Raw genomic sequence first — 23,547 nt, 5'->3', positions numbered from 1 at the left:
GAGTCACGGAGGGCGCGGAGAGTTTTTAGCGTTTGATTGGTTGATTGGTTTCAGCCGCAGGCTTGCGTAGCAACCGATCCGTGTTCATCCGCGTTTATCCGCGTCCTAAAAAAGCTTTGGGGGATCTCGTATGAATTCCCGCCATGCGAGGTAGACAGGGCAATGCAATTTGGGATGTGAGAGTTGGGGTCAGTCGTTTGGGATTTGAAGTTTGTAATTTATTTCAGTAATTTCCGGATAGGCTTTTGCATATAAGCATTTGAGATTATTTTGTAATGACGCAATTTTATGCTTGACAACAAGCGGTCAATAAGCGGCGCGATTTTGTATAACTCATTATTACAGGAGGTTATACATGCCGCGCACATTTCACCCATGCAAAAAGCCAAGCTCCATTTCTTTTTTCGACTTATTGAAACCTGCTCTTAATGCCATGAATACGATGCCTGAACTTCAATCCAGAGGGAATCGCCCCTTGAAAATGTCTTTCGAGGAGCAGCTGCGGGCATTGGTCTTTTTCCATCTTGAAGAACACACATCGGCACAACACCTTTTGCAAACTCTCAAAGAAGACAACTTTGCCAGAGAACATATTGCTCCTGAAGATGGCATTGAAAAGAGCAGTTTCTCCGAGGCCACAAACACGCGTGGGCTTGATCAGTTCTTACATGTATTCGAAAATCTCCAACAGCAAGCATCCCATTTGTTACCGGAGGCCAATAAGGAGCTTGGCCAATTGGTTGGGATTGACGGTTCCTTGATTGATGGCACCTTATCCATGCTTTGGGCCGATTATCGAAAAGCATCCAAAAAGGCAAAAGTTCATGTCGGCTTTGACCTGAATCGATCCATTCCCAGGAAAGTTTATCTCACCGACGGCAACGGTGCGGAAAGGCCTTTTGTCTCTAAGATACTTTCGAAAGGGCAAACCGGGGTTCTGGACCGTGGATATCAATGCCACGAACTGTTCGATCAATGGCAAGAAAACGATCAGTTGTTTATTTGCCGAATCAAGGCCAGCACCAAGAAAAAGATCGTCTCTCAGCACGCGATACCTGCTGACAGCATTGTTTTCTTCGATGGCATGGTACTTTTGGGTACCGCGGGTATAAACCAGAGCCAACGCCCCTTACGGTTGGTGGGTTACGAAGTCGACCGTGTCAAATACTGGATTGCCACCAATCGCTACGATTTATCGTCGGAGCAGATCGCACAGGCGTATAAATTGCGCTGGAACATTGAGAACTTTTTTGCCTGGTGGAAAAGACACCTGAAGGTCTACCATCTGATTGCCCGCAGTTCCTATGGCCTCATGGTCCAGATCCTTTCAGGCCTGATCACTTATCTGTTGTTGGCCATATACTGTCACAACCATTTTAAGGAAAAGGTATCCATCCGGCGGGTGAGGCAGTTGCGTACTCAGATCGAAAATGAACTGCGATGCTGGCCTGTGGATGCCGGTGATCAGCGATATGAAAAAGAGCCAAAATTAGAAAACGTTAGTGCAATAACTTAACCGGAAGTTACTGAATTTATTTGGAACTTGGAGTTTGTGATTTGGGATTTACGCAAAAGGAAGCGGTCCAGGATTCAAGGGTTGACGGCATCATTGCCCCCTCGACCCCTTGAATCCTCGAACCCTCGAATCCTCAAAAATCCTATTGCGGATCCTTTATCAGCATGGTGGCCGGATCCAGAAGCTGGTCGCGGGATTCGGCAGGTCCGCCCTTGAGGCTGCGGATGTGGATCTTATTGCCTTCCGGCTGCAGTTGAATGGCCGCGTCGAACAGATCGGCAACGGCGGACAACTGGACCGGCAGGCCGTCGGCGGCCGGCTCCTCGTGCCGGTGGGTGGTCACCGTGAACCACAGGCGAAGGCGATGGTTCTCAGAAAAGGCTTTCAAGCCCTCGAGGGGGCCTCTCAAGCGTTCATCGAAGGGCAGGCCATCGATGATCACCATGTGCGGATTGAAAATCTGCTGCTCGGTAAGATCCTTTACCCGCTCTTCCAGTTTGGGAACGCTGAAGCCCTCCACCTTGAAGGTCATGATGAAGCGGTTCATCTGAATGGATTCCCAAAGGTCCTTGATCTGCCGCACGTGGTACTGGTGGGCCAGGCTGTTGAGCACCTCCTGGTACCATAAATTGACCTTTTCGACGGGATCATCCAGGCTTACGTGGAGCACATTTCTGTGCTGCAGCATGGTGTCCAGAGCCACTTGAACGATCAGGGCCGTTTTACCGACACCGGCACGCGCCAGAACCGCTCCAAAGCCCCCTTCGGGAACGATGGCTTCGTTTTCGTGGCCCATCAGTCTGAGCGGATTTCTGAGGATCAGATCGTTTTTAAGCATATCCAGATTCCTCTCTTTCAGGTTGATCACCCTGGCCCCGATCGGTCGCGGTCCCGTGCCCCATGCAGGTCGGTCGGCGGCGACGCTGTTCGCGGTCGCCAGGGATGGGTAGTTATTTTTTCGGGCCCGTTTCCGGGCCTGTCGCCATTCGTCCGTATCTTCCTTGGTTATCATCGAACCCATATCAGGCAACGCTCTTTTTCTCTTCCTCGCGCTTTTTGGCGATCTCTTCCGCGATGGACTGCGGGACCTGCCGGTAGGTGGCGAACTCCATGGTGAACTGGGCTTTTCCCTGGGTCAGGGAGCGCAGCACCGTGGAATATCCGAACATCTCGGCCAGGGGCACCTGGGATTCGATGACGCACATGGGGCCCTCTTCCTGGGAACCCACAATCATGCCGCGGCGCTGGTTCAACGATCCCATGACCGCCCCCTGGTACTCGGTGGGCGTTTCCACGGCCACTTTCATGATCGGTTCGTGAATCACCGGCGCCGCCTTCATGTAGCCCTCGAGAAAAGCGCCTCGGGCGGCGGCCTGGAAAGCCATGTCCGATGAGTCCACGCTGTGGGCAGCACCGTCATTGATCACCACTTTTACGCCCGTGACGGGAAACTCCATCTTGGGTCCTTTTGCCAGGCAGTTTCTGAATCCCTTTTCGCAAGCTGGAATGAACGGCGTGGGAATGGCGCCGCCGGTGACTTCATTGACGAACTCGAAGTCCGCACCTTCCAGGGGCTCCATGTAACCGGCAACCCGGCCGAACTGCCCCGAACCGCCGGTCTGCTTCTTGTGGGTGTAGTTGAACTCGGACCGACGGGTAATGGTCTCCCGATAGGCCACCCGGGGAGCGCCGGTCGTCACCTCGGCTTTGTACTCCCGGCGCATGCGTTCGATGTACACGTCCAGGTGAAGCTCGCCCATGCCGGAAATGATCGTATCGCCGGTCTCTTCGCTGACGAAGGTACGGAAAGTGGGATCTTCCTTGGAAAACCGGTTGAGCGCCTTGGACATGTTGATCTCGGCCTTGTTGTCCTTGGGAACGATGGCCAGGGAAATTACCGGCTCCGGCACATACATCGAGGTCATGGTCAAATTCAGGTCGCGATCGGTGAAGGTATCTCCCGAAGCACAGTCCACACCGAACAGGGCGCCGATGTAGCCGGCGGAAATCTCGGCGATGTCTTCCATCTGGTTGGCATGCATGCGCACCAGGCGGCCGATCTTGATCTTGCGGCCCGTGCGTACGTTCACCACCGTGTCGCCTTTGGCCAGCGTCCCCTGGTACACGCGGATGTAAGTCAATTGGCCATACTGGCCATCCTCCAGCTTGAAAGCCAGCGCCACCGTGGGTGCGGCCGGATCCGAGGAAAGTTCCACCTGGGCCTCGTCCTGGTCAAGGTCCAGCGCCTGGTTGGTGATGTCGGACGGGCAGGGAAGCAGTTGGGTGACCGCATCCAGAAGCGGCTGGACGGCCTTGTTTTTATAGGCGGAACCCATGAAAACCGGCGTGATCTGACGCTCCAGGGTACCCTTGCGGATGGCGCCGATCAGCATCTCTTCAGAAATCGGAGCCTCTTCCAGAATGGCCTCGGTCAATTCGTCGGAAAACATGGATGCCGCGTCGAGAAGGATTTCGCGTTTTTCCATGGCCTGTTCCATGAGCGCTTCGGGTACCTCTTCCACGCGGATCGTCTCTCCTTTGTCGCCGTCGAAATAAAGCGCCTTCATGGCAACCAGATCCACGACGCCTTCATGCCCGGCTTCGAGTCCCACGGGAATCTGCATGGCGACCGCGTTGTGGCCCAATTTCTCTTTGAGCTGTTTGACCACACGAAACGGATTGGCACCGCTGCGGTCGCATTTGTTGATGAAGGCAATGCACGGAACCTTGTAGCGCTTCATCTGCTGATCCACGGTAATGGACTGGCTCTGGACGCCGCCCACGGAGCAGAGCACGAGAATGGCGCCGTCCAGAACGCGCAGGCTGCGTTCCACTTCGATGGTGAAATCGACATGGCCGGGGGTGTCGATAATGTTGATCTCGTGGTTGTTCCACTCGCAGTAGGTGGCGGCGGAAGCGATGGTGATGCCGCGCTCCTTTTCCAGTTCCATGGAGTCCATGGTGGCCCCGACCCCATCTTTGCCCTTCACGTCGTGAATGGCGTGGATCCGTTTGGTGTAAAACAGAATCCGCTCGGTCAGGGTGGTTTTACCCGAGTCGATATGGGCACTGATGCCGATGTTTCTGATTTTCTCGATGCTTGCTGCCATAATACCCTCTGGTTTCGAGCGCGGTATCTGTTCGATCAAAGCGCTCCTGGTTTAAGTGACGGCATCGAATAACGCGGATATCGGGTTTTTACGAAACCGTCCACTGCGACAAAAAAAGATCCCTCATTTGGCTGGAACTGCAACACCAGATGGGGGACCTCGATTCAACGATCAGCTTGCTGGTGCGCTAATATAGTGTTGTTTAAAGGGATGTCAACAAAATAATCACCGCTAACCGATTTCTGACATCCAAACGAACCGTTCACGCATATTGACGAACCGAACAAACCGTTCTATGGATGGGTCTTGCATTAACCCCCGATCCCCATAGGAATATGAACGACAATCTCACCATGGATGAACTGGTCGCGAAGAACAATGCGTTGCAGGAAAAGCTGCGCTGCCTCGAAAACGAAAAAGAGGTTCGGCGCAAAACGCAATTTATCGCCAACGCGGCAGATCAGTTGTTGACCATGATCGACCGCGATTACAGATACGAAAGCGTCAACCAGGCCTACTGCCGGGCACGGGGGCAGCGCCCCCGGGACGTCGTCGGCCGGACGGTGGCCGATGTCTGGGGCCAAATGCAGTTCGAAACCATCATCAAGCCCAAGCTTGACCATTGTTTCGCCGGCAACGTGGCCAGTTCGGAAGACTGGTTCAAGTTCGACGGAAAGGAGCTGCGCTGCTTTCAGGTCACTTACAACCCGTATCGCAGCGATGAAGGCCGCGTTACCCATGCCGTGGTGGTCACCCACGACATCACGGACAGGAAAAGCGCCGAAGCGGAGTTGAAAAAGGCCCACGACCGCCTCGAACGCCGGGTGGCGTCGCGCACCGAAGCCCTGGAAAAGGCCAATATCCAGCTTCGCAATGAAATCGAGGAGCGCAAGCGGGCGGTCAAGGCCCTCAAAGAGAGCGAGGAGCGCTACCGCTCCGTTTCCCGCGACATGCCGGCCCTGGTGTGCCGGTACCTTCCCGACGGCCGTCTCACCTTTGCCAACATGCGTTTCAAAAACCATTACGGGATTTCCGACGAACAACTCGGTTCCATATCGATTTTCGACTTCTTTCCGTCCAGCGAAAAAAAGCGCATGCAAAAGCGTCTGGATCGGCTGCATCCCGGAAAACCCATGGTCACCCATGAGCAGTGCAGCCGGACCGAAACCGGCGAAACCGTCTGGCGCCAGTGGACCGACCGGGCCCTGTTCAACGAAAAAAACAACGCCATGGAGTACCAGAGGGTCGGCATCGACATCACCGAGAAAAAAAATGTGGAAACCAAACTCCACCAGGCCCAGAAGATGGAAGCCATCGGCACTTTGGCCGGGGGCATTGCCCATGACTTCAACAACCTGCTCATGGGGATTCAGGGCAACGTCTCTTTGATGTACCTGGATGTCAACCGCTGGCACCCGCTTTACGAAAATATACGCAGCATCGAGCAGCTGGTGGACAGCGGCGCCAATCTCACCCGTCAGCTTCTGGGGTTCGCACGGGGCGGCAAGTATGTGGTCAAACCGGTCAACCTGAACGAACTGGTGGCCAAAACGGCAAAGCTGTTCGGCAGAACGCGCAAGTCCATTCGCATCCACGAAACCTACGAACCGTTGGTTCGCATGGTTTCCGCCGATCGCGGTCAGATCGAACAGGTACTGATCAACCTGTATCTCAACGCCTGGCAGGCCATGGAGGAAAAAGGGGACCTCTACCTGGAGACCCAGAATGTCACCATCGACGAAAACTTCGTCAAGCCCTTCGAAGTCAACTACGGCGATTATGTCAGGATATCGGTGACGGACACGGGCAAGGGCATCGCTCCGGACATCTCCCACCGAATTTTCGATCCCTTCTTCACCACCAAGGATTTCGGATGCGGATCTGGGCTTGGGCTGGCCTCGGTATTCGGGATCGTCAAAAACCACGGCGGGATCGTGGATTTCGAAAGCCACACCGGCCGCGGAACCACCTTCAGCGTGTATCTGCCCGTTTCCCGGGAAACCGCAAAAGAAGCTGCACCGGCACCAAAGGGAATCCTCAAAGGCCCGGAAACCATTCTACTGGTTGACGATGAGCCGTACATCCTGGACATCGGTGTAAAAATGCTCGGGAAAATGGGGTATACGATCATCCAGGCCTGCTGCGGGGAAGATGCCATCCGCGTTTTCCAGGACGACCCCGAAAAAATCGACCTGGTCATCCTGGACCTGATCATGCCGGACATCAGCGGCGGAGAAGTCTTCGACAGGCTGCGCACGATCAGATCCGACATCAAAGTTTTATTGGCCAGCGGATATGCCATGGGAGACGCCGCCGCCATTATCGATCGCGGCTGCAACGGCTTTATCCAGAAACCTTTCGGCATGGAAAAACTTTCCCACGCCATCCGGGAGGTGATCGACAATGGCCGCCATGAGTCGGCGGATGGGTGACAGTTTAAGTTGGTTTGGTTGGTTGAGTTTGTCGGGTTGGTTGGCGTTACAAATGATAGTGATGTTGGATGGACGATGTGGGATGTGGGATGTGAGATAGGAGATGTGGTTTGGGATTTTCGAAAGGGAAAAGGTTCGAGGGGCCAGGGGTTCCAGGGTTCGCGTGAATAAGGAGCAAAGCGAGCTCATTATTCGATATTGGACGTTCGATGTTCGATGGTCGACGTTCAAAAAGAGGGTTGTTTTCGCTTGGCCAGGGTCAAGATAAAACCTTACATCATGGTTCGCGTCATCAATGTCCATTGTACCCCAACAGCCGCCCCCACCGACGCCATCCGCCACCCTCATTCTGGTCCGACAAAACGAATCGGAAATGGAACTTTACCTGTTGCGGCGCAGTGCCGCGAGCCGATTCATGCCCGGCGTCTATGTTTTTCCCGGAGGCCGCCTGGAAGCCGAAGATCGGGATACCGATTTCTGGCTGGGCCACGTGGACCTGTCGGAAAAAGAGATGCCTGCGGCCTTGAACGGCAGGCCGGAAACGATCCTGCCCTTTGCCGTGGCCGCCATCCGGGAAACCTGGGAGGAAGCCGGGGTGCTGCTGGCCGGGCCCATGGCAAGGGGCGGCGGCCCTGCGACTGCTCCGGCAACGAAAGATTTCAATTCTCCGTCATTCCGGCGAAGGCCGGAATCCAGTGCATTTCCTGAAGGTCGGATCAAGTCCGGCATGACAGAAGCGGATCCGTGTACAGACCCGGCTAACCGCCGGCCGGCTGGAGGGCTGTCGTTCAAACGATTGGCAGGGACCAGGGATCTGATCCTCTCAACCTCTAAAATGGCCTACTGGAGCCGCTGGATCACCCCGCAGTCGATGCCCAAACGATTCGACACCTGTTTTTTCATAGCACCTGTAAAAAGGAATCAACGATGCCGTCCGGACAACCGTGAAACAGTTGACGGCATATGGATCTCCCCCCGCGAAGCGCTGACAAAAAATTCAGACGGATCGCTGCCCTTGAGTCCGCCGGCATTGGTGACCCTGCACCAGATGCTCTCCTTTGCCGACTTGCGGGAAATGGTCGTCGAGGCCCGTAACCGCACGTGGCCGGCAGCGATCACGCCGCGCCTGTGGCCCCTTGAAAAAGGCGGCCTGCTCGTGCAACCCTGGGATCCGGATTATGAGCGCGACACGGTGCGCGTCGATGAGTACCGTTTGCAAAAGGATGTGCTGCCGGTGGGGGCGCCCTTTTCCCGACTGTGGCTCAGTGGAGGCGTTTTTCGTCCGGTAAGGAATCCGGATAGCTGATAGCAATTTCGAATTCCCTATGAGCTATCGACTATGAGCTGCAGATTTTTTTGGTTTTACAGCCGTTGCAGACTGATTTTGGCGTCACTGGCCGCCAGGACCTTGTAGTGTTCTTCTCCCATGCGGAAGCCCTTGCGGGCCTGGTCTTCCTCGATTTTGTGGGGATACCCATAGTGGGGGTCGAGTTGCAGGACGTAAAGATCGAGCAAAAGGGCGCCGTTGCGGCTGCCCCGGTATACGACACGGGCGCCGTTTACCCGGACCCCCTTATTTTTAGTCAGAAGAACGCATTCGTTCTTCTCCAAAAACGGTTCCGGCGATTCCAGGGCCAGGGCTTCGGACGGCTGCCAGTAATACTCCGGGTTCGTCGCCCCGGCCCACAGGTACCAGACGCAGCCGAAAAAAAAGAGCCCGCAGGTCACAAAGAAAATTACCGCCGGCCATTTATGTTCATTGAAATCATTCACGAAATTTGCACCTTTTTCATAATCATTTTTATGGATAATGAAGCAGAGCCATTTCATATCCATTGATCAAGCCGTTTTAATCGGCGATAGTACTGTTTTCTTGGATGGCATGCAGGCCTGAAAATCGCGCCAACGAAAAGCCCTGCCGCTGGAGATATTCACGTCCGCTGCAACCCAACTGGTTAAAATAGGTCCTTTCAGAATCTTTTTCAAGATTGAACTTAAATAACCATTCCCCCGAATTCGGGGCTGATAAAAAAGGTTGGCACTGATGCTAAGGGTTTTTCAGAACGACATTTCAGATTCCAGGCGGTTCGTCGTGACGCTGGAACTGGTGCCCGGCCGGGAGTCCACGGGAAGATCCGTGGACACGGTCATGGGCATTGCCAAAGACGCCTTTGCCGACGGCCGGGTCTCGGCCGTTTCCATCACGGACAATCCCGGAGGCAACCCTTCCTTGAGCCCCGATGCCATCGGCTACCGGATTTTCTCCATCGGCATGGATGTCATCGTCCATTTTACCTGCCGGGACATGAACCGGGTGGGCATGGAAAGCCGTGCCCTGCAGCTCGCCATGATGGGCATGAAAAACATCCTGGCCCTTACCGGCGACTATTCCGGAAAAGGTTTCGGCGGCCAGGGGGCACCGGTGTTCGACATCGATTCGGTCAACCTGCACATCATGCTGAATCTGATCGGCAAACGCATCAATGCGGCCGGAGACCCGGACAGCTTTTTCTCCGGCGGTGCGGTTTCGCCCTTCAAACGAACCGAAGGCGAATGCGTGGCCCAGTATGCAAAAATGAGCCGCAAGGTTGCCGCCGGGGCCCAGTTTTTGATCACCCAGCTCGGCTACGACGCCCGTAAATTCCAGGAATTGATCGGCATTCAGCGGCACATGGGAATCGACGTCCCCACCCTGGGATCGGTCTATGTGCTCAGCCCCCATGCGGCCCGCATCATGAACCAGGGACGGGTGCCGGGAGCCGTCGTCACCGATGATCTACTGCACTCCGTTGAAAAGGAGTGGAAAGACAAGCAGGAAGGCCGCAAGTTTGCCATCGAACGGGCGGCCCGGTTGGGAGCCGTGCTGAAAGGGCTCGGTTACCGGGGCATTCATATCGGAGGCATTCACCGGGATTTTGCCACGGTGGGCAAAATCCTGGACCGCATGGAGCAGATCGGCGACGACTGGCAGCAATGGCTGCCCCGCTTCAACTATCCACAATCCAACGGTTTTTATGCGTTCCGGGAGACGCCGCCCGAAACGGCGAGCAAAACTACCTTGGGACTGGCACCCAGGCCGCTGCCGGTGGTCGATCGGATTCTGTATCCCCTGATGAAAGTCTCCCATAACCTGTTTTTCGATTTCGATTCTTTCCTGGCCCCTTTGTACAAAGCGATCTGCAGCGCCCTGGACGGCAACATCGCCGGCAGCCTCTTTCTTCGTCTGATCGAGCACCCCATCAAACGCATGCTGCTGGGATGCCGGCAATGCGGCGACTGCGCCATCCAGCATGTCGGCTTTCTGTGCCCCGAATGGGGATGCCCCAAGCACACCCGCAACGGGGCCTGCGGCGGCAGCCGCGACGGCATGTGTGAAGTACATCCGGATCGACCGTGCGTCTGGTTCCGCGCTCACAACCGGCTGGCCGCCAAAGGGGAAATCAAACAGATGTGCGAGGGCTGCGTACCACCGCGCATGTGGGAACTGGACGAGACCTCTTCCTGGATCAATTTTCACCTGGGCCGGGATCACCAGAGCAGCGGGAATGAAATTGCCGGATTTTGCAGGAAGGCGACCTGCCGGTTGCTGGTGGAGGAGTGAGGATGAAAGATGGATGAGGGATGTGGGATGACCGAAGTCGGATGACTGAAGACAGAGGTCGGAAGTCGGAGGTCGGAGGTCGGAGGTCGGAGGTCGGAGGACAGATGATGCAAGATGGATTTGAGATGTGGGAAATCACCGCGGAGACGCTAAGGGCGCAGAGAGATTGGATCGTTTGACTGGTTGGCTGCGTTGGTTCAATTGATAGGAGATGCCTCGAACCTTTGAATCCTTGAACCATTATCAGCTAAATACGGCCTATCCAAAATCGAACCCCGTTCAAAACAAGGTCCAGCAGCGTCATTCCTCGGGCAAACCCACCCATGAGCGGAATCCGGGCTGCCGGTGAAGTCAGCAGCGAATAGCCCATGTCGGGCAGCCGGTAAAAAACGGCCGCGGCAAACCGGGCGAACAGCAATTCCCGCTGGATGGGCGCCAGGGCGAATCCATACGACCGGCAGGCATCGCAGCCGGTATCCATGGCATCGGTGACGGCCCTGGCTGCCTTCCGGCCACTGACGATGGCGTGATACAAGCCTTCTCCCAGCAGCGGGTCTACCAGTCCTGCTGCATCGCCCGCGAGCAGCACCCGTCCACGCCCGGGCCAATATCGCCAACCGCCCATTCCCAACCGATAGCCGCTGACCTGTTCGGGCGGAGCGCCGCCGAGCCTTCGGGAAGCGTAATCGGCCAGATCCTGCCGCCGGATACGGGCCGGCCACCGCTGGGTATACAGGCCGACATTGATGTGGTCCTTTTTGGGAAATACCCAGCCATAGCCGCCACACACCTTATCGAAATCGAAGCCCATGCCCGGATCGTTGTCCGGCAGGTCCTTAACAATCCCTTCAATGCCAAAACCGAAGCGAATCGCTTTAAATCGGCCTGTGAGCAGCCGCACCCGGCTATGAACCCCGTCGGCGCCGATCAGATATCGGCAGCGAATCGGTCCGAAGTCCGTGTTCATCGTAACGATCCCGCGGGTTTCCACGATACTCTCGATCCGATTGACAATTTTGAATACCGCTCCGGCGGCCACTGTCTTTTGCAGACAGAAAAAGTCGAAGGCTGATCGGTCCACCATATGGCAGATGGGATCCTTGCCGGTAAAAAACCGCTGGCGCCGCATGCGGCAACTGACGGCAAGGCTGCTAACGGTCCGCTGGACAACCGGTTCGGCGGAATATGGCAGCGCGCGGCGCGCTTTGACCGTTAACCCGCCGGCACACACCTTTTTTCGCGGAAATTCGACCCGGTCCAGCAGCCGTACGCGGATGCCCTGCAAAGCCAGATCGTGGGCCGCTGCACAACCGGCCGGTCCGGCACCCACAACGACCACATCCGTCTTCATGGATGAACTCCGTACCTGTCGATGTTGAAAGGGCGTTCCATGTTGCCCGCCTCCAGCAATTTAAAATTATCCTTATATTTTAACAAAAACCGATTTATTTAAAAATTTCATCGATTCCAAACCCCATATAAATGAATTGTTTTCATTTATTGTACGATTTTAATTTTATTTTTGTGGCATAGGTTTTGCTGTTTCGTTATTTTACGTAGCTTGTTCAGTTCTATAGATTCGGGGTTGGACCCACCATCGACCCTTTCGAAGACAGGCCCGAAAACCGGGCATGCCGCCACGGCATGCATAAAAGGAGGTCAACATGCAATACCGTCGAACGACAACCTGCTGCATCCAGGCTGCACTCCTGCTCTTTTTTATCGCATCCGCTTCTCTGGCCAGCGAGGGCACCGTTACCGTCGCATTGAACTACCCCGAAACCGGTCCCTATTTCAAGCAAGGCAAAGAGCAGTGGAAAGCGGCCTATCTGGCAAAAAATCAAATCAACGCCCAGGGCGGCATCTTGAACAAACAGGTCGAACTGGTCACCTACAACACCCAATCCAATACAGACATCGCCGCCAAAAACGCCGTCCGAGCGATCGACATCGATGGCGCGCAAATGGTCTTCGGGGGGTCTTCCAGTGCGGTTGCCGTGGCTGTGTCCAAGGTCTGCCAGCAAAAAGGGGTTCCCTTTTTCGGCACCCTGACCTATTCCACAACAGTCACCGGCTGCGAGGCGCATCGCCATACCTTCCGGGAGTGCAATGATTCGTGGATGGCCGCCAAAGCCATCTCTTCATTTCTCAAAAAGAAGTATTCCGGGAAAAAATACTTCTATATCACCTCCGATTATACCTGGGGATGGACAACCGAAGCATCTTTGAGAAAATTCACCGGCACCGAAGACAAATCCGTGCACAAGGGCATTCTCACACCGTTTCCCTCCATCGATTTTACCGAGGCACTGACTGCTGCGGCCAGAGAGCGCCCGGACGTGCTGGTCATGGTTCTGTTCGGCCAGGAAATGGCCAACGCCATCCGCCTGGCGCACAAGATGGGCATGAAGGACCGCATGCAGATCGTAGTTCCCAATCTAACCCTGGGCATGGCCGAACGCGGCGGTCCGAGGGCCATGCAGGGAGTTGTGGGAACCGTTCCGTGGTGCTGGCAGGTTCCTTACAGATACCACTTTAAACGGGGAATTCAGTTTGTGGAAGACTACCGTCAGGCGAACACGCGCTACCCCAGCTCTTCTGCGGCTTCCGCTTACACCATTCTTTTCGAATACAAAGCGGCGGTGGAACGGGCCGGCAGTTTCGATGCGCCGACAGTAATCAAAGCCCTGGAAGGGCACCGCTACCAATTGCTCAAAGATCCTCAGGTCTGGCGAGACTTCGATCATCAGTCGGTACAGACGGTTTACGTGGTGCGCTGCAAACCCAGAGACGAGGTGGTAAAAAACAAGTACAATCTGGACTATTTTGAAATCATCGACAGCCTGCCGGGGGACATGGCGGCCTGCACGCGCAGGGAGTGGAACAAAACCCGCGATGCCGCCGGCAAACTGGCAAGACTGGAGAAGCTCCCGGGAGAATAAAACCAACGCCGGTTTTTTCAGGGTTGGGGCTGCAACCGCAGGGTGGATTGCGCATGTTCTGCAATTGCATTGTCGCTGAACCACCAGTAACGTTTTTCTCCGCTCATGAAGGCCTCGATCTGGTCGGTGGCGTGGGGGTGAAACACCCGCCCGGCCACCCCGCCGGGAATGACGGCCAGCACTTTATCGTCGTCGCCCAGATCGGCCACCATGCGCAAGGACGCCGAAACGGTTACCGCGTAAGGATCGTCATAATCATACAACCCGCGGTACAGGGTTTCCACGGATCCGGGCGCAGGGTGCGTGCCGCCGCCCAGAAAGCCGCTGCCCGGCCCTTCCCGCCGGATCGGGCTGACAAAGGTGTGGCGGTGCACGGCGCCCCAGTTCCAGTTCTCGGGGTCGGCGCCCAGGGTTTCGGACAAACCGGCTTGGGCGTCCAAAGCCGCCCGGATCAGGAGATCCTGTTTGCTCTCGACAACCGCTTTCGTCGCGGCGTCGTCGAACCAGTGATCCAGGTCGTCGGTCAACATCATCTGCTGAAACCGTTCCTGCCAGAAATACCAGACCCCGAGCATGGTTCGGGCAAGCGGTTCTCCCAGTTCATCGGCAAATGTCAGCCAGGCGAATCGTTCGTAAATGGAATGGAACACGGTGGCGCCGGGGGCATCGGCCGTGTCGCGATAATCCCACTGGCCGAGAATTTTGGCCAGCGGCCGCGTCTGCAGCGATTGGTTCAGGACGGGCACCATGAAAGGCACCAGCTTTTCCGCCAGCAGGTTGTAGGTATCGCGCTGGTACTGCCAATGCTGGTCGGCCGTCTTTTTGCCCGGTATGGCCATCAGTTCTTTAAGGCGGCGATAGCGATAGCTGGTCGCCTGATAGGAAGAGTAGTAGTACGGATAGTCGTGAGGCACGGTGTGATGGTTGCAGGTTCCCACCCATCCTTTGACCGGATTCGTAATCTGGGGCATCTCATCGAAGGGAACGAAACCACGCCAGTCGTCTTCTCCGTCAGTGACGACACAGGGAACGGTTCCGTCGCAGCGGCTGCGAATGGGCAGACGTCCGGAAACATGCCAGCCGAAATCGCCGCGATCATCGCCGAAAACGAAATTGAGCATGATGATGTTGGTATGGGCCAGCGCGGACCGGATTTCGGCCGTACTTTTGGCCTGGACCACCTCCATCACGCCTAGTGTCGGTCCCATGGTTTCGAAAGGCGCCCATCGCAGGCTCATGAATTTATCGGTTTCCAGGCCCTTCAGCACACCGGAAACCACCGGTCCTCTATTGGTGCTGCGGATTTCAATGGCTTCCTCCCTGAAACCGTCTTCGGCCTTCTTGTCCCGGATTTTCAGCGTTTCCCGGATGACGGCAAAGGGAATCGAACGGCTGCCTTCCAGGTAGTGGTCCGCATTTGCCGGATCGACGGTTTCGACAAACAGATCCTGCATGTCTCCATAGGCATTGGTAATGCCTGCGGCCACATGCTGGTTGCGAAAGATGGGCATCAGGGGCAGTCCCGGAATATGGACGCCGACGATGCGGTTATCGGGGGTGAAAAGCCCGGCCGGATACCAGGGTCCGGGAAGGATCCGGGCATCTAAGTGCGGGTCGTTGCATACCACCGGTTTTCCACCCGACGACAGGTCTGCTCCGGCAACCCAGTTATTGCTCCCCAATTCATGGGAGCCGCCTTCCAGAAAGCCGGCAAGCATCCCATCGCACCCGACGGCCAAATTCTCAGAAATGCGCCCGTCGGCGGCCAACTTCAGGGAGAACGCATCGTCGGGATTGACATTCAGGGGGAAAATCTCCCTGGCCTTTTGCTCGCCGAGCCGTTCGATCAGCATCTGGGCGACAATTTCGGCCTTCAGGTTGGCCGAGGTGCTCCAGCTCATGTAGTACAAAATGGACAGGCAGTCGGCCACGGACCACAATTCGGGCGATATCCCCGCCAGCTTGAACTCCAGGGGAAAGGAATCCTCGCCGGACCGGATATAGGCATTGACGCCGTCCACATACCGCTGGAACCAGCGGCGGGTATCCGGTTCCAGCATCCTGGCATGCTCGATCGCCCGCCGGTGGAATCCCAGGGTGCGATGGCGGATGTCCACATCCCTGCCCTTTTCACCGGCCAGTTCGCTGATGCGGCCCTGGGCGAACAGGCGGGTGAGGGTCATCTGGAACAGCCGGTCCTGGGCCGTGACATACCCCAGGGCCAGCATGGCGTCATCCAGCGTCCGGGCGTGAATATAGGCCATGCCCTTTTCGTCGCGGTTCACCGTTGCCGGCGCCCGGAGACCGTCCAGGGACTGGGTGCCGTCGACCGGATAGCGGTTGAGCCCGGCGCAGCCGGTCAGCAGGATCAGGCTCGCGGTGGAAATCAGCCTAAGGATGTGGCGCATGGAATCCTCCTACGAATAGAAACGTCACGGACCCGTTGTTTCTTTGGGCGGCTGAAAGAACGTTGAACATCGAACGCTCAACGTTGAACTTCGAATAAGGCATCCTATCGTTTTTATTTTTTAAAACAATGCACTACAGACGATAAAAATTGCTGGTAACCTTTTTTATCGAACGATGGAGCGAAGCGATCTCCTCATTCGACGTTGGGCGTTCGATGTTCGATGTTCGACGTTCTAAAAACAGTCGCCTGTCGAGTGTCTCGCCGGACCGGTTCGAACCACTTCAAATCCCTCGGGCATCGCCCGAAGTTTCATTTACTTCAACCAAATGCCGCCTCGATCCCCTTTCGCGTGGCGTCGACCATGCGGTCGGCCTCCTCCTTGTTGATCACCAGCGCCGGCGCGTAGTACAAGGTGGTGTTGAGTCCGGGCAGGCTGCTGTTGGTGCGTCCCACCAGCACGCCTTCGGCTTTGATGGCGTCCACCACCGCACCGACCTGCACTTCGCCGGCAGGCGCCTTGCTCGTTTTGTCGGCCACCAGTTCCACGCCCAGGAAAAGGCCTTTGCCGCGCACGTCCCCCACCTTGGGATGGTCCAGCAGTTCCCGCATACGGTCGAGCAGGTAGCCTCCCATGACCCGGCTGTTTTCCGTCAGGTTCTCTTCCTCGATGATGCGGATGTTCTCCAACGATGCCGCCATGGCTCCCGCACAACCGCCATAGGTGGAGATATCCCTGAAAAAATGCATTCGCGATTCCGGATCGGCCGGGTCGTTGAGAAACAGGTCGTAAATAGGCTGTTTCACCACCGTTGCCGAAATGGGCTCGTAGGCGCTGGCCATCCCTTTTGCCAGGGTGATCATATCCGGCGCCACGTCGAAATGCTGGTGCCCGAAAAACGCGCCGGTCCGGCCGAAACCGGCAACCACTTCGTCGATGACCAGAAATACTCCGTATTTTCGGCAGATGTCCTGGACAACGGGAAAATACTCGTCCACCGGAACGATAATGCCGCCGCCCGCGGTGATGGGCTCCAAAATCAACCCGCCTACCGTATCGGGGCCTTGTTCGAGAATAATGTTCTCGATCGCCCGGGCGCATTGGATATCGCACCCCGGATAGGTTTTGGCAAAGGGGCAGCGGTAGCAAAGGCAATGGGGAACCTGCACAAAGCCTTCCGGAAACGGCCCGAAATCCTTTTTGCGTTCGGCCTGTCCCGAGGAGGCCAGAACGGCGATGGTCGTTCCATGGTAGTCCCTGTCCCGGTAAAGAATCTTATACTTGCCCTTGCGTTGTGGATCGATGGTCGTGGCCTGGCGGATGATTTTGTAGCTTTTCTCGTTGGCTTCGGACCCGCTGTTGGAATAGTAGACTTTTCCCATGCCCGGCAGCAGTTCCAGCAGCTTGCCGGAAAGCTTAATGGAAGGAATAGTGCCCACGCTGCCGGCATAATAGGCCATTTGCTTCATCTGAGCGGCCACGGCATTAGCGATGCTCTCGCGGCCGTATCCCACGTTGACGCACCACACCCCGCCGGAGGTGGCGTCAAGATACTCCCGGCCGCGGATGTCCGTGACCGTCAGGCCCTGGCCCTTTACGATAATCATCTGTTCCTGGGCCTGAAAACAGCGATGGGGCTTGATGTGGTGCCACAAATGATCCCGGTCACCGTCGATCATCGCATCCACATTGTAGTTTAAAATATCCGAGTCCGGCGTTTTCATGAAAAACTCCTTTAATTGCAGGTTCCAGGGGACGAGGATGCTATATAAGATCCCCTTATAAAAAACAAGATTCGGTGCCGCGGCGGTTTCCTTACGATGTCTGCATTATTGACATCCATGGCACTCTTGAGATAACCATTTCAAAGCGTTCCGATAGCACTACGCAAATTTTTCGCGCAACTGGGCACGATACCCTTTCTGGTGAGGGCAGCTTTGGAATTGAAATCGACATATCAGAAGAATCTGCTGCAAGAGGCCATCATTAACTGCCTGTCCGGCATCGCTATTTTTGCCGACCTGGATGGCACGGAACTCAACATCGTCAGCGAACACATGCATGTTTCCCGATTCGAGCCCGGAGACATCGTTTTTGCCGAAGGCGATCCGGGAGACGAAGTATGCTTCGTGGTGGACGGCACCCTGGACGTACTGAAAATTCAATCCGGTGAAGTCGAAAAGAAAATCGCTATCAAGGCGCCCGGCGGTTCCATCGGCGAAATGGCGGTCATCGGCAACTTTTCCCGTACGGCGACGGTCAAGGCCTGTACCGACGCCACCCTGCTCACCCTCTCCCGCAGACGGTTCGATCAACTCTGTGACGAATATCCCGCCATCGGCGTCAAAATCCTGCGGTCCATCGCCCGAATGCTCAGCCTGCATCTGCGCGACACTTCACAGGAACTGTTGGAAGTTCTGACCCATTGAGTTTCCCACTCTCCTTGTAATCGCTCCAGGTATTTTGCCTTGACTTGGATGATTTAATGGCTTAATGGGTCTCCCATTAGCCCTTTTCCCACGGTCCTCCGAAAACAGGCGTTCTTTCGTGATGGACAGGGTCCTGAAAATGGGTTCTTTTCCGACTCAACGGCGTTGTGCGATCATGTTCAAGAAAACCAGCCAGCAGCGCATATTCGAAGATCTGGTCGCCCAGATCGAGGGCGCCATTCTGGACGGCCGCCTCAAGGTGGGCGACAAACTGCCTGCCCAGCGGGACCTCGTGGAGATGTTCCAGACCAGCCGGGGACCGCTTCGCGAGGCGTTGAGAGTCCTGGAACAAAAAGGGCTGCTGGATATCAAGCGCGGCGTCAGTGGCGGGGCCATCGTCAAAAAACCCGGCATGGCCCCCGTGGCCGAAAGCTTAGGCCTTTTGGTACGCCATCGCAAAATTACCCTGGAAGAACTTTCCGAATTCCGGGAGGGTGTAGAAGGCAATGTGGCGGCCATCGCCGCCCAGCGGGCCGCACCGGATGATATCCGGGAACTGGGAAGGCTGCTGGACCAGGCCGGGGAACACGTAAAATCCGGTGTGGATGGCTGGGAAGCGTTTTGCCGGGCGGACAATCGCATTCACGTGGCCATCGCCAAAGCGGCGGGCAACCGCGTGTACGAATTCGTCCTGCGCATGGTCCACGACAACATCCAGCAGTATTATGAAGCCCATCCCCTCAAGAATCGGCAGTTCATGCAGGAAAACTATCAGGATCTTTGCGACATCGTCGCCGCATTGAAAAAACGGCAGGCAACCGCCGTACGGTCACTCATGCGAAGCCACGTGCGACGCTTCAACAGATATATGAAAGGAGGCCATCCATGAATACCCAGGAATATCTCGATCTGGAAAACGAATACGGCGCCCACAACTACAAGCCCCTGGACGTGGTCCTGAACCGGGGCCGGGGCGTGTGGGTATGGGACGTTGAAGGAAAGAAATACCTGGACTGCCTGGCGGCCTACAGTGCCGTCAATCAGGGCCACTGCCATCCGGAAATCCTGAAAACCATGATGGCCCAGGCCCAGAATCTGACCCTCACCTCCAGGGCCTTTCGCAACGACCAGTTGGGCCAGTTTTACAAGGATATCTGCAAGCTGACGCGTTCCCACAAGGTGCTGCCCATGAACAGCGGCGCCGAAGCGGTGGAAACCGTGATCAAAGCGGTCAGAAAATGGGGCTATAAGGTCAAGGGCATCCCCGAGGACCAGGCCGAGATCATCGTCTGCGCCAACAACTTTCACGGCCGCACCATCACCATCGTCGGGTTTTCCACGGATCCCACGGCCCGCACCGGCTTCGGGCCCTTCACTCCGGGATTCAAAATCATTCCTTTCGGCGACGCCGACGCCCTGGAGGCAGCCATTACTCCCAACACGGCCGGATTTCTGGTGGAGCCCATCCAGGGGGAAGCGGGGGTGATCATCCCGCCGGACGGCTACCTCAAGGCGGCCCGGAAGATCTGCGATGCGCACAACGTGGTGCTGATCCTGGACGAAATCCAGACCGGGTTGGGACGCACCGGACGCCTGCTGGCCGAAGAGCACGAAAATATCGAAGCCGATCTGACCCTGGTGGGCAAGGCGCTTTCCGGCGGATTTTACCCCGTGTCCGCCGTCCTTTCCAACAAAGAGGTCATGGATGTCCTGCAACCCGGCGAACACGGTTCCACCTTCGGCGGCAATCCGCTGGCCTGCGCCATTGCCCGCACCGCCTTGCGGGTCCTTAAAGAGGAAAAGATGATTGAAAATGCCCGTGAAATGGGCGACTATTTCCTCAAGGGGTTGAAAACCGTTCACAGCCCACATATCAAGGAGGTACGCGGACGGGGGTTGATGATCGCCATGGAACTGGTTCCCGAAGCCGGCGGCGCCCGGCAGTTCTGCTACAGGCTGGCGGACCGGGGCATGCTGTGCAAGGAGACCCACGAAAACACCATCCGCTTCGCCCCGCCCCTGGTCATCGAAAAAGACGAGGTGGATTGGGCTCTGGAGCAGATCGAAGCCGTGATGACAAAGCCTTTTTAAGGAGACCGAGCCGTGAAACGCGATTTTCTGCACATTACCGATTTTACCGCCGACGAAATTCACGCAACCTTCGCCCTGGCCAGGGAAATCAAGGAACGCTTCAAACGTCGGGAAGACTACAAGCCGTTCAAAGACCACTCCATGGCCATGATCTTCGCCAAACCGTCGGCCCGCACACGCATCTCCTTCGAAACCGGCTTTTTCCGCATGGGCGGCTATGCCCTGTATCTGGGACCGTCGGACATTTCCATCGGCAAGCGCGAAGCGGTCAAGGATATCGCCCGGGTGGTGGCCCGGTATAATGACGTGATCATGGCGCGCCTATTCGCCCATCAGCATATGCTGGAAATGGCCGAGCACGCCGCCGTGCCCGTGGTCAACGGACTGACCGACTACAACCACCCCTGCCAGATCATGGCCGACATGTTCACCATTTTAGAGCACCGCGGCCGACTGGAAGACCTGAAGGTGGTCTACGTGGGTGACGGCAACAATATCGTGCACTCCTGGCTGCGCCTGGCCCAGCGATTGGCGTTTCACTTCGTTTGCGCCTGCCCGGACGATTACGAACCCGACGCCGAGACATTTGCCGCCGCGCAGCGGGCCGGCCTGTCCGAAGTTGAAATCAGTCACGATCCCATGGCGGCGGTCAAAAACGCGGACATCGTCTACACGGACGTGTGGGCCTCCATGGGCCAGAAGGATCAGGCCGAAGAACGCAAAGTCCGTTTTGCGGGCTTCCAGGTCGATGACGCCCTTATGGCTGCCACCGGCAAAAAGAGCCTGTTCATGCACTGCCTGCCGGCGGAACGCGGCGTGGAAACCACCGATTCGGTGATGGAGTCCGAAGCATCCATTGTTTTCGACGAGGCCGAGAACCGCATGCATGCCCAAAACGCCATCCTGCTGAAAATCTGCGGCAAAGCGTGATGGGCAGTATTCAGGAGACGGAAGACGGAAGACGGAAGAAAATTGAAGTCGCTACGCTCCGTCCAATCGAAAAAACTGGACCGAGCCGAAGGCGAATCCTCCTTCTGACTTCTGATTTCTGACTTCTGAATTCTGTTCAAAACAGAAAATGTCCCGAGAATGAGAGAGCGATCCCCAACCCCCAAACCTGTCCTCCTCGTGGCCCTCGGCGGCAACGCCCTGATCCGAAAGGGCCAGGTCGGCACCATCGAGGAGCAATTCGCCAACCTGAAAATTCCCATGGCCCAAATCGCCCGGCTGTCCAAGGACTACCGGATCATCATCACCCATGGAAACGGCCCCCAGGTCGGCAACCTGCTGCTTCAGCAGGAATCCTGCGACGCTGTCCCCCGCCTGCCCCTGGAAATCCTGGTGGCCCAGACCCAGGGGCAGATCGGCTACATGATCGAATCCACCCTGGACGAGGCCCTCATGGCCATAGGTGTCAACAATCAACCGCTGGTCAGCCTGATCAGCTACGTCGTGGTGGACAAAAACGACATGGCCTTTCTCGCTCCTTCCAAGCCGGTGGGACCGGTCTTCAGCCAGGAAAAAGCCGCCGGGCTGCCATACCCGACAGTAAAAACCTCCAAAGGCTACCGACGGGTGGTGGTTTCTCCCAAGCCGGTGACCATCGTCGAAAAACGCGAAATCAAACGGCTGATCGATGCCGGATTCATCGTCGTCTGCTGCGGCGGCGGCGGCATCCCGGTGGTGCGTGCCGGCAGGACCTTCGACGGGGTGGATGCCGTCATCGACAAGGATCTGGCCAGCGCCTGCCTGGCCGAAGAAGTGGGGGTCGATATTTTCCTGATCGCCACCGACGTGGACGGTGTGGCCCTGAATTTCGGGCAGCCCGATCAGCGGTATCTGTCCGTCGTCAGCCTGGAGGAAGCGGCACGGCATATCGTCGAGGGACACTTTTCGGCAGGCGCCATGCTGCCAAAAGTGGAGGCGGCCATGCAGTTTATCGGCAGCGGCGGCAAACGGGCGGTCATCGCTCGCCTCGACCGCATCGTCGAGGCTGTGGACGGAAAAACCGGCACGGAGTTCGTGGAAGAATAATTGAAAAGATTGTTTGAATAAAGAATAGGAGCCCGCCCATGACCGCCTTTCCCCTATCCCACGTCATCGAATCCCAGCAGTTCGACCGCGACCTGCTGGAGACGGTTTTCCGGACCGCCGACCAGTTGAAGGACGACCTTTACAAAGAACGCCGTTTCGCCAACGCCCTGCAGGGAAAAATCATGGCCTCGCTGTTTTACGAGCCTTCCACCCGTACCCGGTTTTCCTTCGAGAGCGCCATGCTGCGCCTGGGTGGATCGGTAATTACCACGGAAAACGCCCGCGAGTTTTCCAGCGCGGCCAAAGGAGAAAGTCTGGCTGACTCCACCCGCATTATGAACGGCTATGCCGACGTGATCGTCATGCGCCACAACGAGGCGGGCAGCGCTGCCCGGGCTGCGGAAATTTCCGACATTCCGGTGATCAATGCCGGTGACGGCGCAGGCCAGCACCCCACCCAGGCCCTGCTGGACCTCTACACCATCGTGGATGCCTTTTCCGGGGTGGACAACCTGAAAATCGCCATGGTGGGCGACCTGCGCTACGGCCGAACCGTACGCTCCCTTTCCTATCTGCTGACCAAGTATGAAAACGTGGAAATCGTTTTTGTTTCGCCGCCGGTGTGCAAGATGGAAGGCGATATCAAAGCCTATCTTGATCGCAACAACCTTGCCTGGCGGGAAGAGACCGACCTGATGACGGTGGCCTCCGAGGTGGACTGCATTTACATGACCCGCATCCAGAAAGAGCGTTTCCACTCCCCGGACGATTACCTGGAGGCTGCGGGCAAATACATCCTGACCCCCGAGCGTGTTCAGGCCATGAAACCCAACGCCATTATCATGCATCCGCTGCCGCGGGTGGATGAAATTCCCAAAGAAATCGACGACGACCCCCGAGCGCGCTATTTCCAACAGGCCCAGAACGGACTGTATATCCGCATGGCGCTTTTGTATCTGCTGCTCAGCAAATAGTTGTTTTTCA

Annotated in this window: 16 protein-coding genes and 1 pseudogene; 11 read left to right on the top strand and 6 right to left on the bottom strand. The window is 56.4% G+C overall.

Annotated features, from left to right (window positions below; genetic code table 11):
- Positions 1–355 precede the first annotated feature (355 nt).
- Positions 356–1,435, top strand: a pseudogene (locus GN111_RS01620) (IS4 family transposase); the annotation flags it as partial.
- 223 nt (positions 1,436–1,658) lie between these two features.
- On the opposite strand, the gene GN111_RS01615 reads toward GN111_RS01620, so the two are convergent.
- A complete protein-coding gene (locus GN111_RS01615; protein ID WP_231715643.1) occupies positions 1,659–2,537 on the bottom strand; it encodes an AAA family ATPase in 879 nt (292 codons plus the stop codon).
- A 1-nt stretch (position 2,538) separates the two neighbouring features.
- Positions 2,539–4,626: an elongation factor G gene (gene fusA, locus GN111_RS01610; RefSeq protein ID WP_155302074.1), complete on the bottom strand. Its 2,088-nt coding sequence runs from the start codon at positions 4,624–4,626 to the stop codon at positions 2,539–2,541.
- A 335-nt stretch (positions 4,627–4,961) separates the two neighbouring features.
- Between fusA and GN111_RS01605 the strand changes: the two genes are divergently transcribed.
- On the top strand, positions 4,962–7,058 hold the full coding sequence (locus tag GN111_RS01605; RefSeq protein ID WP_170302080.1) for a hybrid sensor histidine kinase/response regulator: 2,097 nt from the start codon (positions 4,962–4,964) through the stop codon (positions 7,056–7,058).
- Between the two features lie 295 nt (positions 7,059–7,353).
- A complete protein-coding gene (locus tag GN111_RS01600) occupies positions 7,354–8,364 on the top strand; it encodes an NUDIX hydrolase (protein WP_155302072.1) in 1,011 nt (336 codons plus the stop codon).
- Between the two features lie 56 nt (positions 8,365–8,420).
- Here GN111_RS01600 and GN111_RS01595 read toward each other — a convergent pair whose 3' ends face one another.
- On the bottom strand, positions 8,421–8,831 hold the full coding sequence (locus tag GN111_RS01595; RefSeq protein WP_155302071.1) for a hypothetical protein: 411 nt from the start codon (positions 8,829–8,831) through the stop codon (positions 8,421–8,423).
- 271 nt (positions 8,832–9,102) lie between these two features.
- Here GN111_RS01595 and GN111_RS01590 point away from each other — a divergent pair, with 271 nt between their 5' ends.
- Entirely contained in the window at positions 9,103–10,659 is a 1,557-nt protein-coding gene (locus GN111_RS01590) for a methylenetetrahydrofolate reductase C-terminal domain-containing protein (RefSeq protein WP_155302070.1), read from the top strand.
- A 247-nt stretch (positions 10,660–10,906) separates the two neighbouring features.
- Here GN111_RS01590 and GN111_RS01585 read toward each other — a convergent pair whose 3' ends face one another.
- Positions 10,907–12,010 (bottom strand): geranylgeranyl reductase family protein, encoded by a 1,104-nt coding sequence (locus tag GN111_RS01585; protein WP_155302069.1) that lies wholly within the window; start codon positions 12,008–12,010, stop codon positions 10,907–10,909.
- A 313-nt stretch (positions 12,011–12,323) separates the two neighbouring features.
- On the opposite strand from GN111_RS01585, the gene GN111_RS01580 reads away from it, so the two are divergent.
- Positions 12,324–13,601 carry a substrate-binding protein gene (locus GN111_RS01580; RefSeq protein WP_155302068.1) on the top strand — a complete coding sequence of 426 codons (1,278 nt, stop codon included), beginning with the start codon at positions 12,324–12,326 and terminating at the stop codon, positions 13,599–13,601.
- Between the two features lie 17 nt (positions 13,602–13,618).
- Here GN111_RS01580 and GN111_RS01575 read toward each other — a convergent pair whose 3' ends face one another.
- Entirely contained in the window at positions 13,619–16,009 is a 2,391-nt protein-coding gene (locus GN111_RS01575) for a penicillin acylase family protein (protein WP_155302067.1), read from the bottom strand.
- Positions 16,010–16,329: 320 nt separating this feature from the next.
- Positions 16,330–17,733 carry an aminotransferase family protein gene (locus GN111_RS01570; protein ID WP_155302066.1) on the bottom strand — a complete coding sequence of 468 codons (1,404 nt, stop codon included), beginning with the start codon at positions 17,731–17,733 and terminating at the stop codon, positions 16,330–16,332.
- Between the two features lie 219 nt (positions 17,734–17,952).
- Here GN111_RS01570 and GN111_RS01565 point away from each other — a divergent pair, with 219 nt between their 5' ends.
- From GN111_RS01565 to pyrB, 6 genes are all read left to right on the top strand, one after another.
- Positions 17,953–18,438 carry a cyclic nucleotide-binding domain-containing protein gene (locus GN111_RS01565; RefSeq protein WP_155302065.1) on the top strand — a complete coding sequence of 162 codons (486 nt, stop codon included), beginning with the start codon at positions 17,953–17,955 and terminating at the stop codon, positions 18,436–18,438.
- Between the two features lie 175 nt (positions 18,439–18,613).
- Complete coding sequence (locus GN111_RS01560; RefSeq protein ID WP_170302078.1) at positions 18,614–19,327, top strand: FadR/GntR family transcriptional regulator; 714 nt, start codon at positions 18,614–18,616, stop codon at positions 19,325–19,327.
- Positions 19,324–20,529, top strand: coding sequence for an ornithine--oxo-acid transaminase (rocD, locus tag GN111_RS01555; RefSeq protein WP_155302063.1), 1,206 nt, complete (start codon positions 19,324–19,326; stop codon positions 20,527–20,529). The genes GN111_RS01560 and rocD overlap by 4 nt, the downstream gene beginning before the upstream one ends.
- Positions 20,530–20,541: 12 nt before the next feature.
- Entirely contained in the window at positions 20,542–21,459 is a 918-nt protein-coding gene (gene argF, locus GN111_RS01550; RefSeq protein ID WP_155302062.1) for an ornithine carbamoyltransferase, read from the top strand.
- A gap of 159 nt (positions 21,460–21,618) precedes the next feature.
- On the top strand, positions 21,619–22,563 hold the full coding sequence (locus GN111_RS01545; protein WP_155302061.1) for a carbamate kinase: 945 nt from the start codon (positions 21,619–21,621) through the stop codon (positions 22,561–22,563).
- A gap of 38 nt (positions 22,564–22,601) precedes the next feature.
- On the top strand, positions 22,602–23,537 hold the full coding sequence (pyrB, locus tag GN111_RS01540) for an aspartate carbamoyltransferase (protein WP_155302060.1): 936 nt from the start codon (positions 22,602–22,604) through the stop codon (positions 23,535–23,537).
- The last annotated feature ends 10 nt before the right edge of the window (positions 23,538–23,547 follow it).

The sequence above is a fragment of the Desulfosarcina widdelii genome (assembly GCF_009688965.1).
GTDB classification, from domain to species: Bacteria; Desulfobacterota; Desulfobacteria; order Desulfobacterales; family Desulfosarcinaceae; genus Desulfosarcina; species Desulfosarcina widdelii.
The sequence above is the reverse complement of the archived record's forward strand: the minus strand, read 5'-3'. Positions and strand labels throughout refer to the sequence as shown.

Excerpts from the sequence above, each read along its gene's own strand:
- GN111_RS01615 (WP_231715643.1), bottom strand. The coding sequence starts at position 2,537 with ATGGGTTCGATGATAACCAAGGAAGATACGGACGAATGGCGACAGGCC.
- fusA (WP_155302074.1), bottom strand. The coding sequence starts at position 4,626 with ATGGCAGCAAGCATCGAGAAAATCAGAAACATCGGCATCAGTGCCCAT.
- GN111_RS01605 (WP_170302080.1), top strand. The coding sequence starts at position 4,962 with ATGAACGACAATCTCACCATGGATGAACTGGTCGCGAAGAACAATGCG.
- GN111_RS01600 (WP_155302072.1), top strand. The coding sequence starts at position 7,354 with ATGTCCATTGTACCCCAACAGCCGCCCCCACCGACGCCATCCGCCACC.
- GN111_RS01590 (WP_155302070.1), top strand. The coding sequence starts at position 9,103 with ATGCTAAGGGTTTTTCAGAACGACATTTCAGATTCCAGGCGGTTCGTC.
- GN111_RS01585 (WP_155302069.1), bottom strand. The coding sequence starts at position 12,010 with ATGAAGACGGATGTGGTCGTTGTGGGTGCCGGACCGGCCGGTTGTGCA.
- GN111_RS01580 (WP_155302068.1), top strand. The coding sequence starts at position 12,324 with ATGCAATACCGTCGAACGACAACCTGCTGCATCCAGGCTGCACTCCTG.
- GN111_RS01575 (WP_155302067.1), bottom strand. The coding sequence starts at position 16,009 with ATGCGCCACATCCTTAGGCTGATTTCCACCGCGAGCCTGATCCTGCTG.
- GN111_RS01570 (WP_155302066.1), bottom strand. The coding sequence starts at position 17,733 with ATGAAAACGCCGGACTCGGATATTTTAAACTACAATGTGGATGCGATG.
- GN111_RS01560 (WP_170302078.1), top strand. The coding sequence starts at position 18,614 with ATGTTCAAGAAAACCAGCCAGCAGCGCATATTCGAAGATCTGGTCGCC.
- rocD (WP_155302063.1), top strand. The coding sequence starts at position 19,324 with ATGAATACCCAGGAATATCTCGATCTGGAAAACGAATACGGCGCCCAC.
- GN111_RS01545 (WP_155302061.1), top strand. The coding sequence starts at position 21,619 with ATGAGAGAGCGATCCCCAACCCCCAAACCTGTCCTCCTCGTGGCCCTC.
- pyrB (WP_155302060.1), top strand. The coding sequence starts at position 22,602 with ATGACCGCCTTTCCCCTATCCCACGTCATCGAATCCCAGCAGTTCGAC.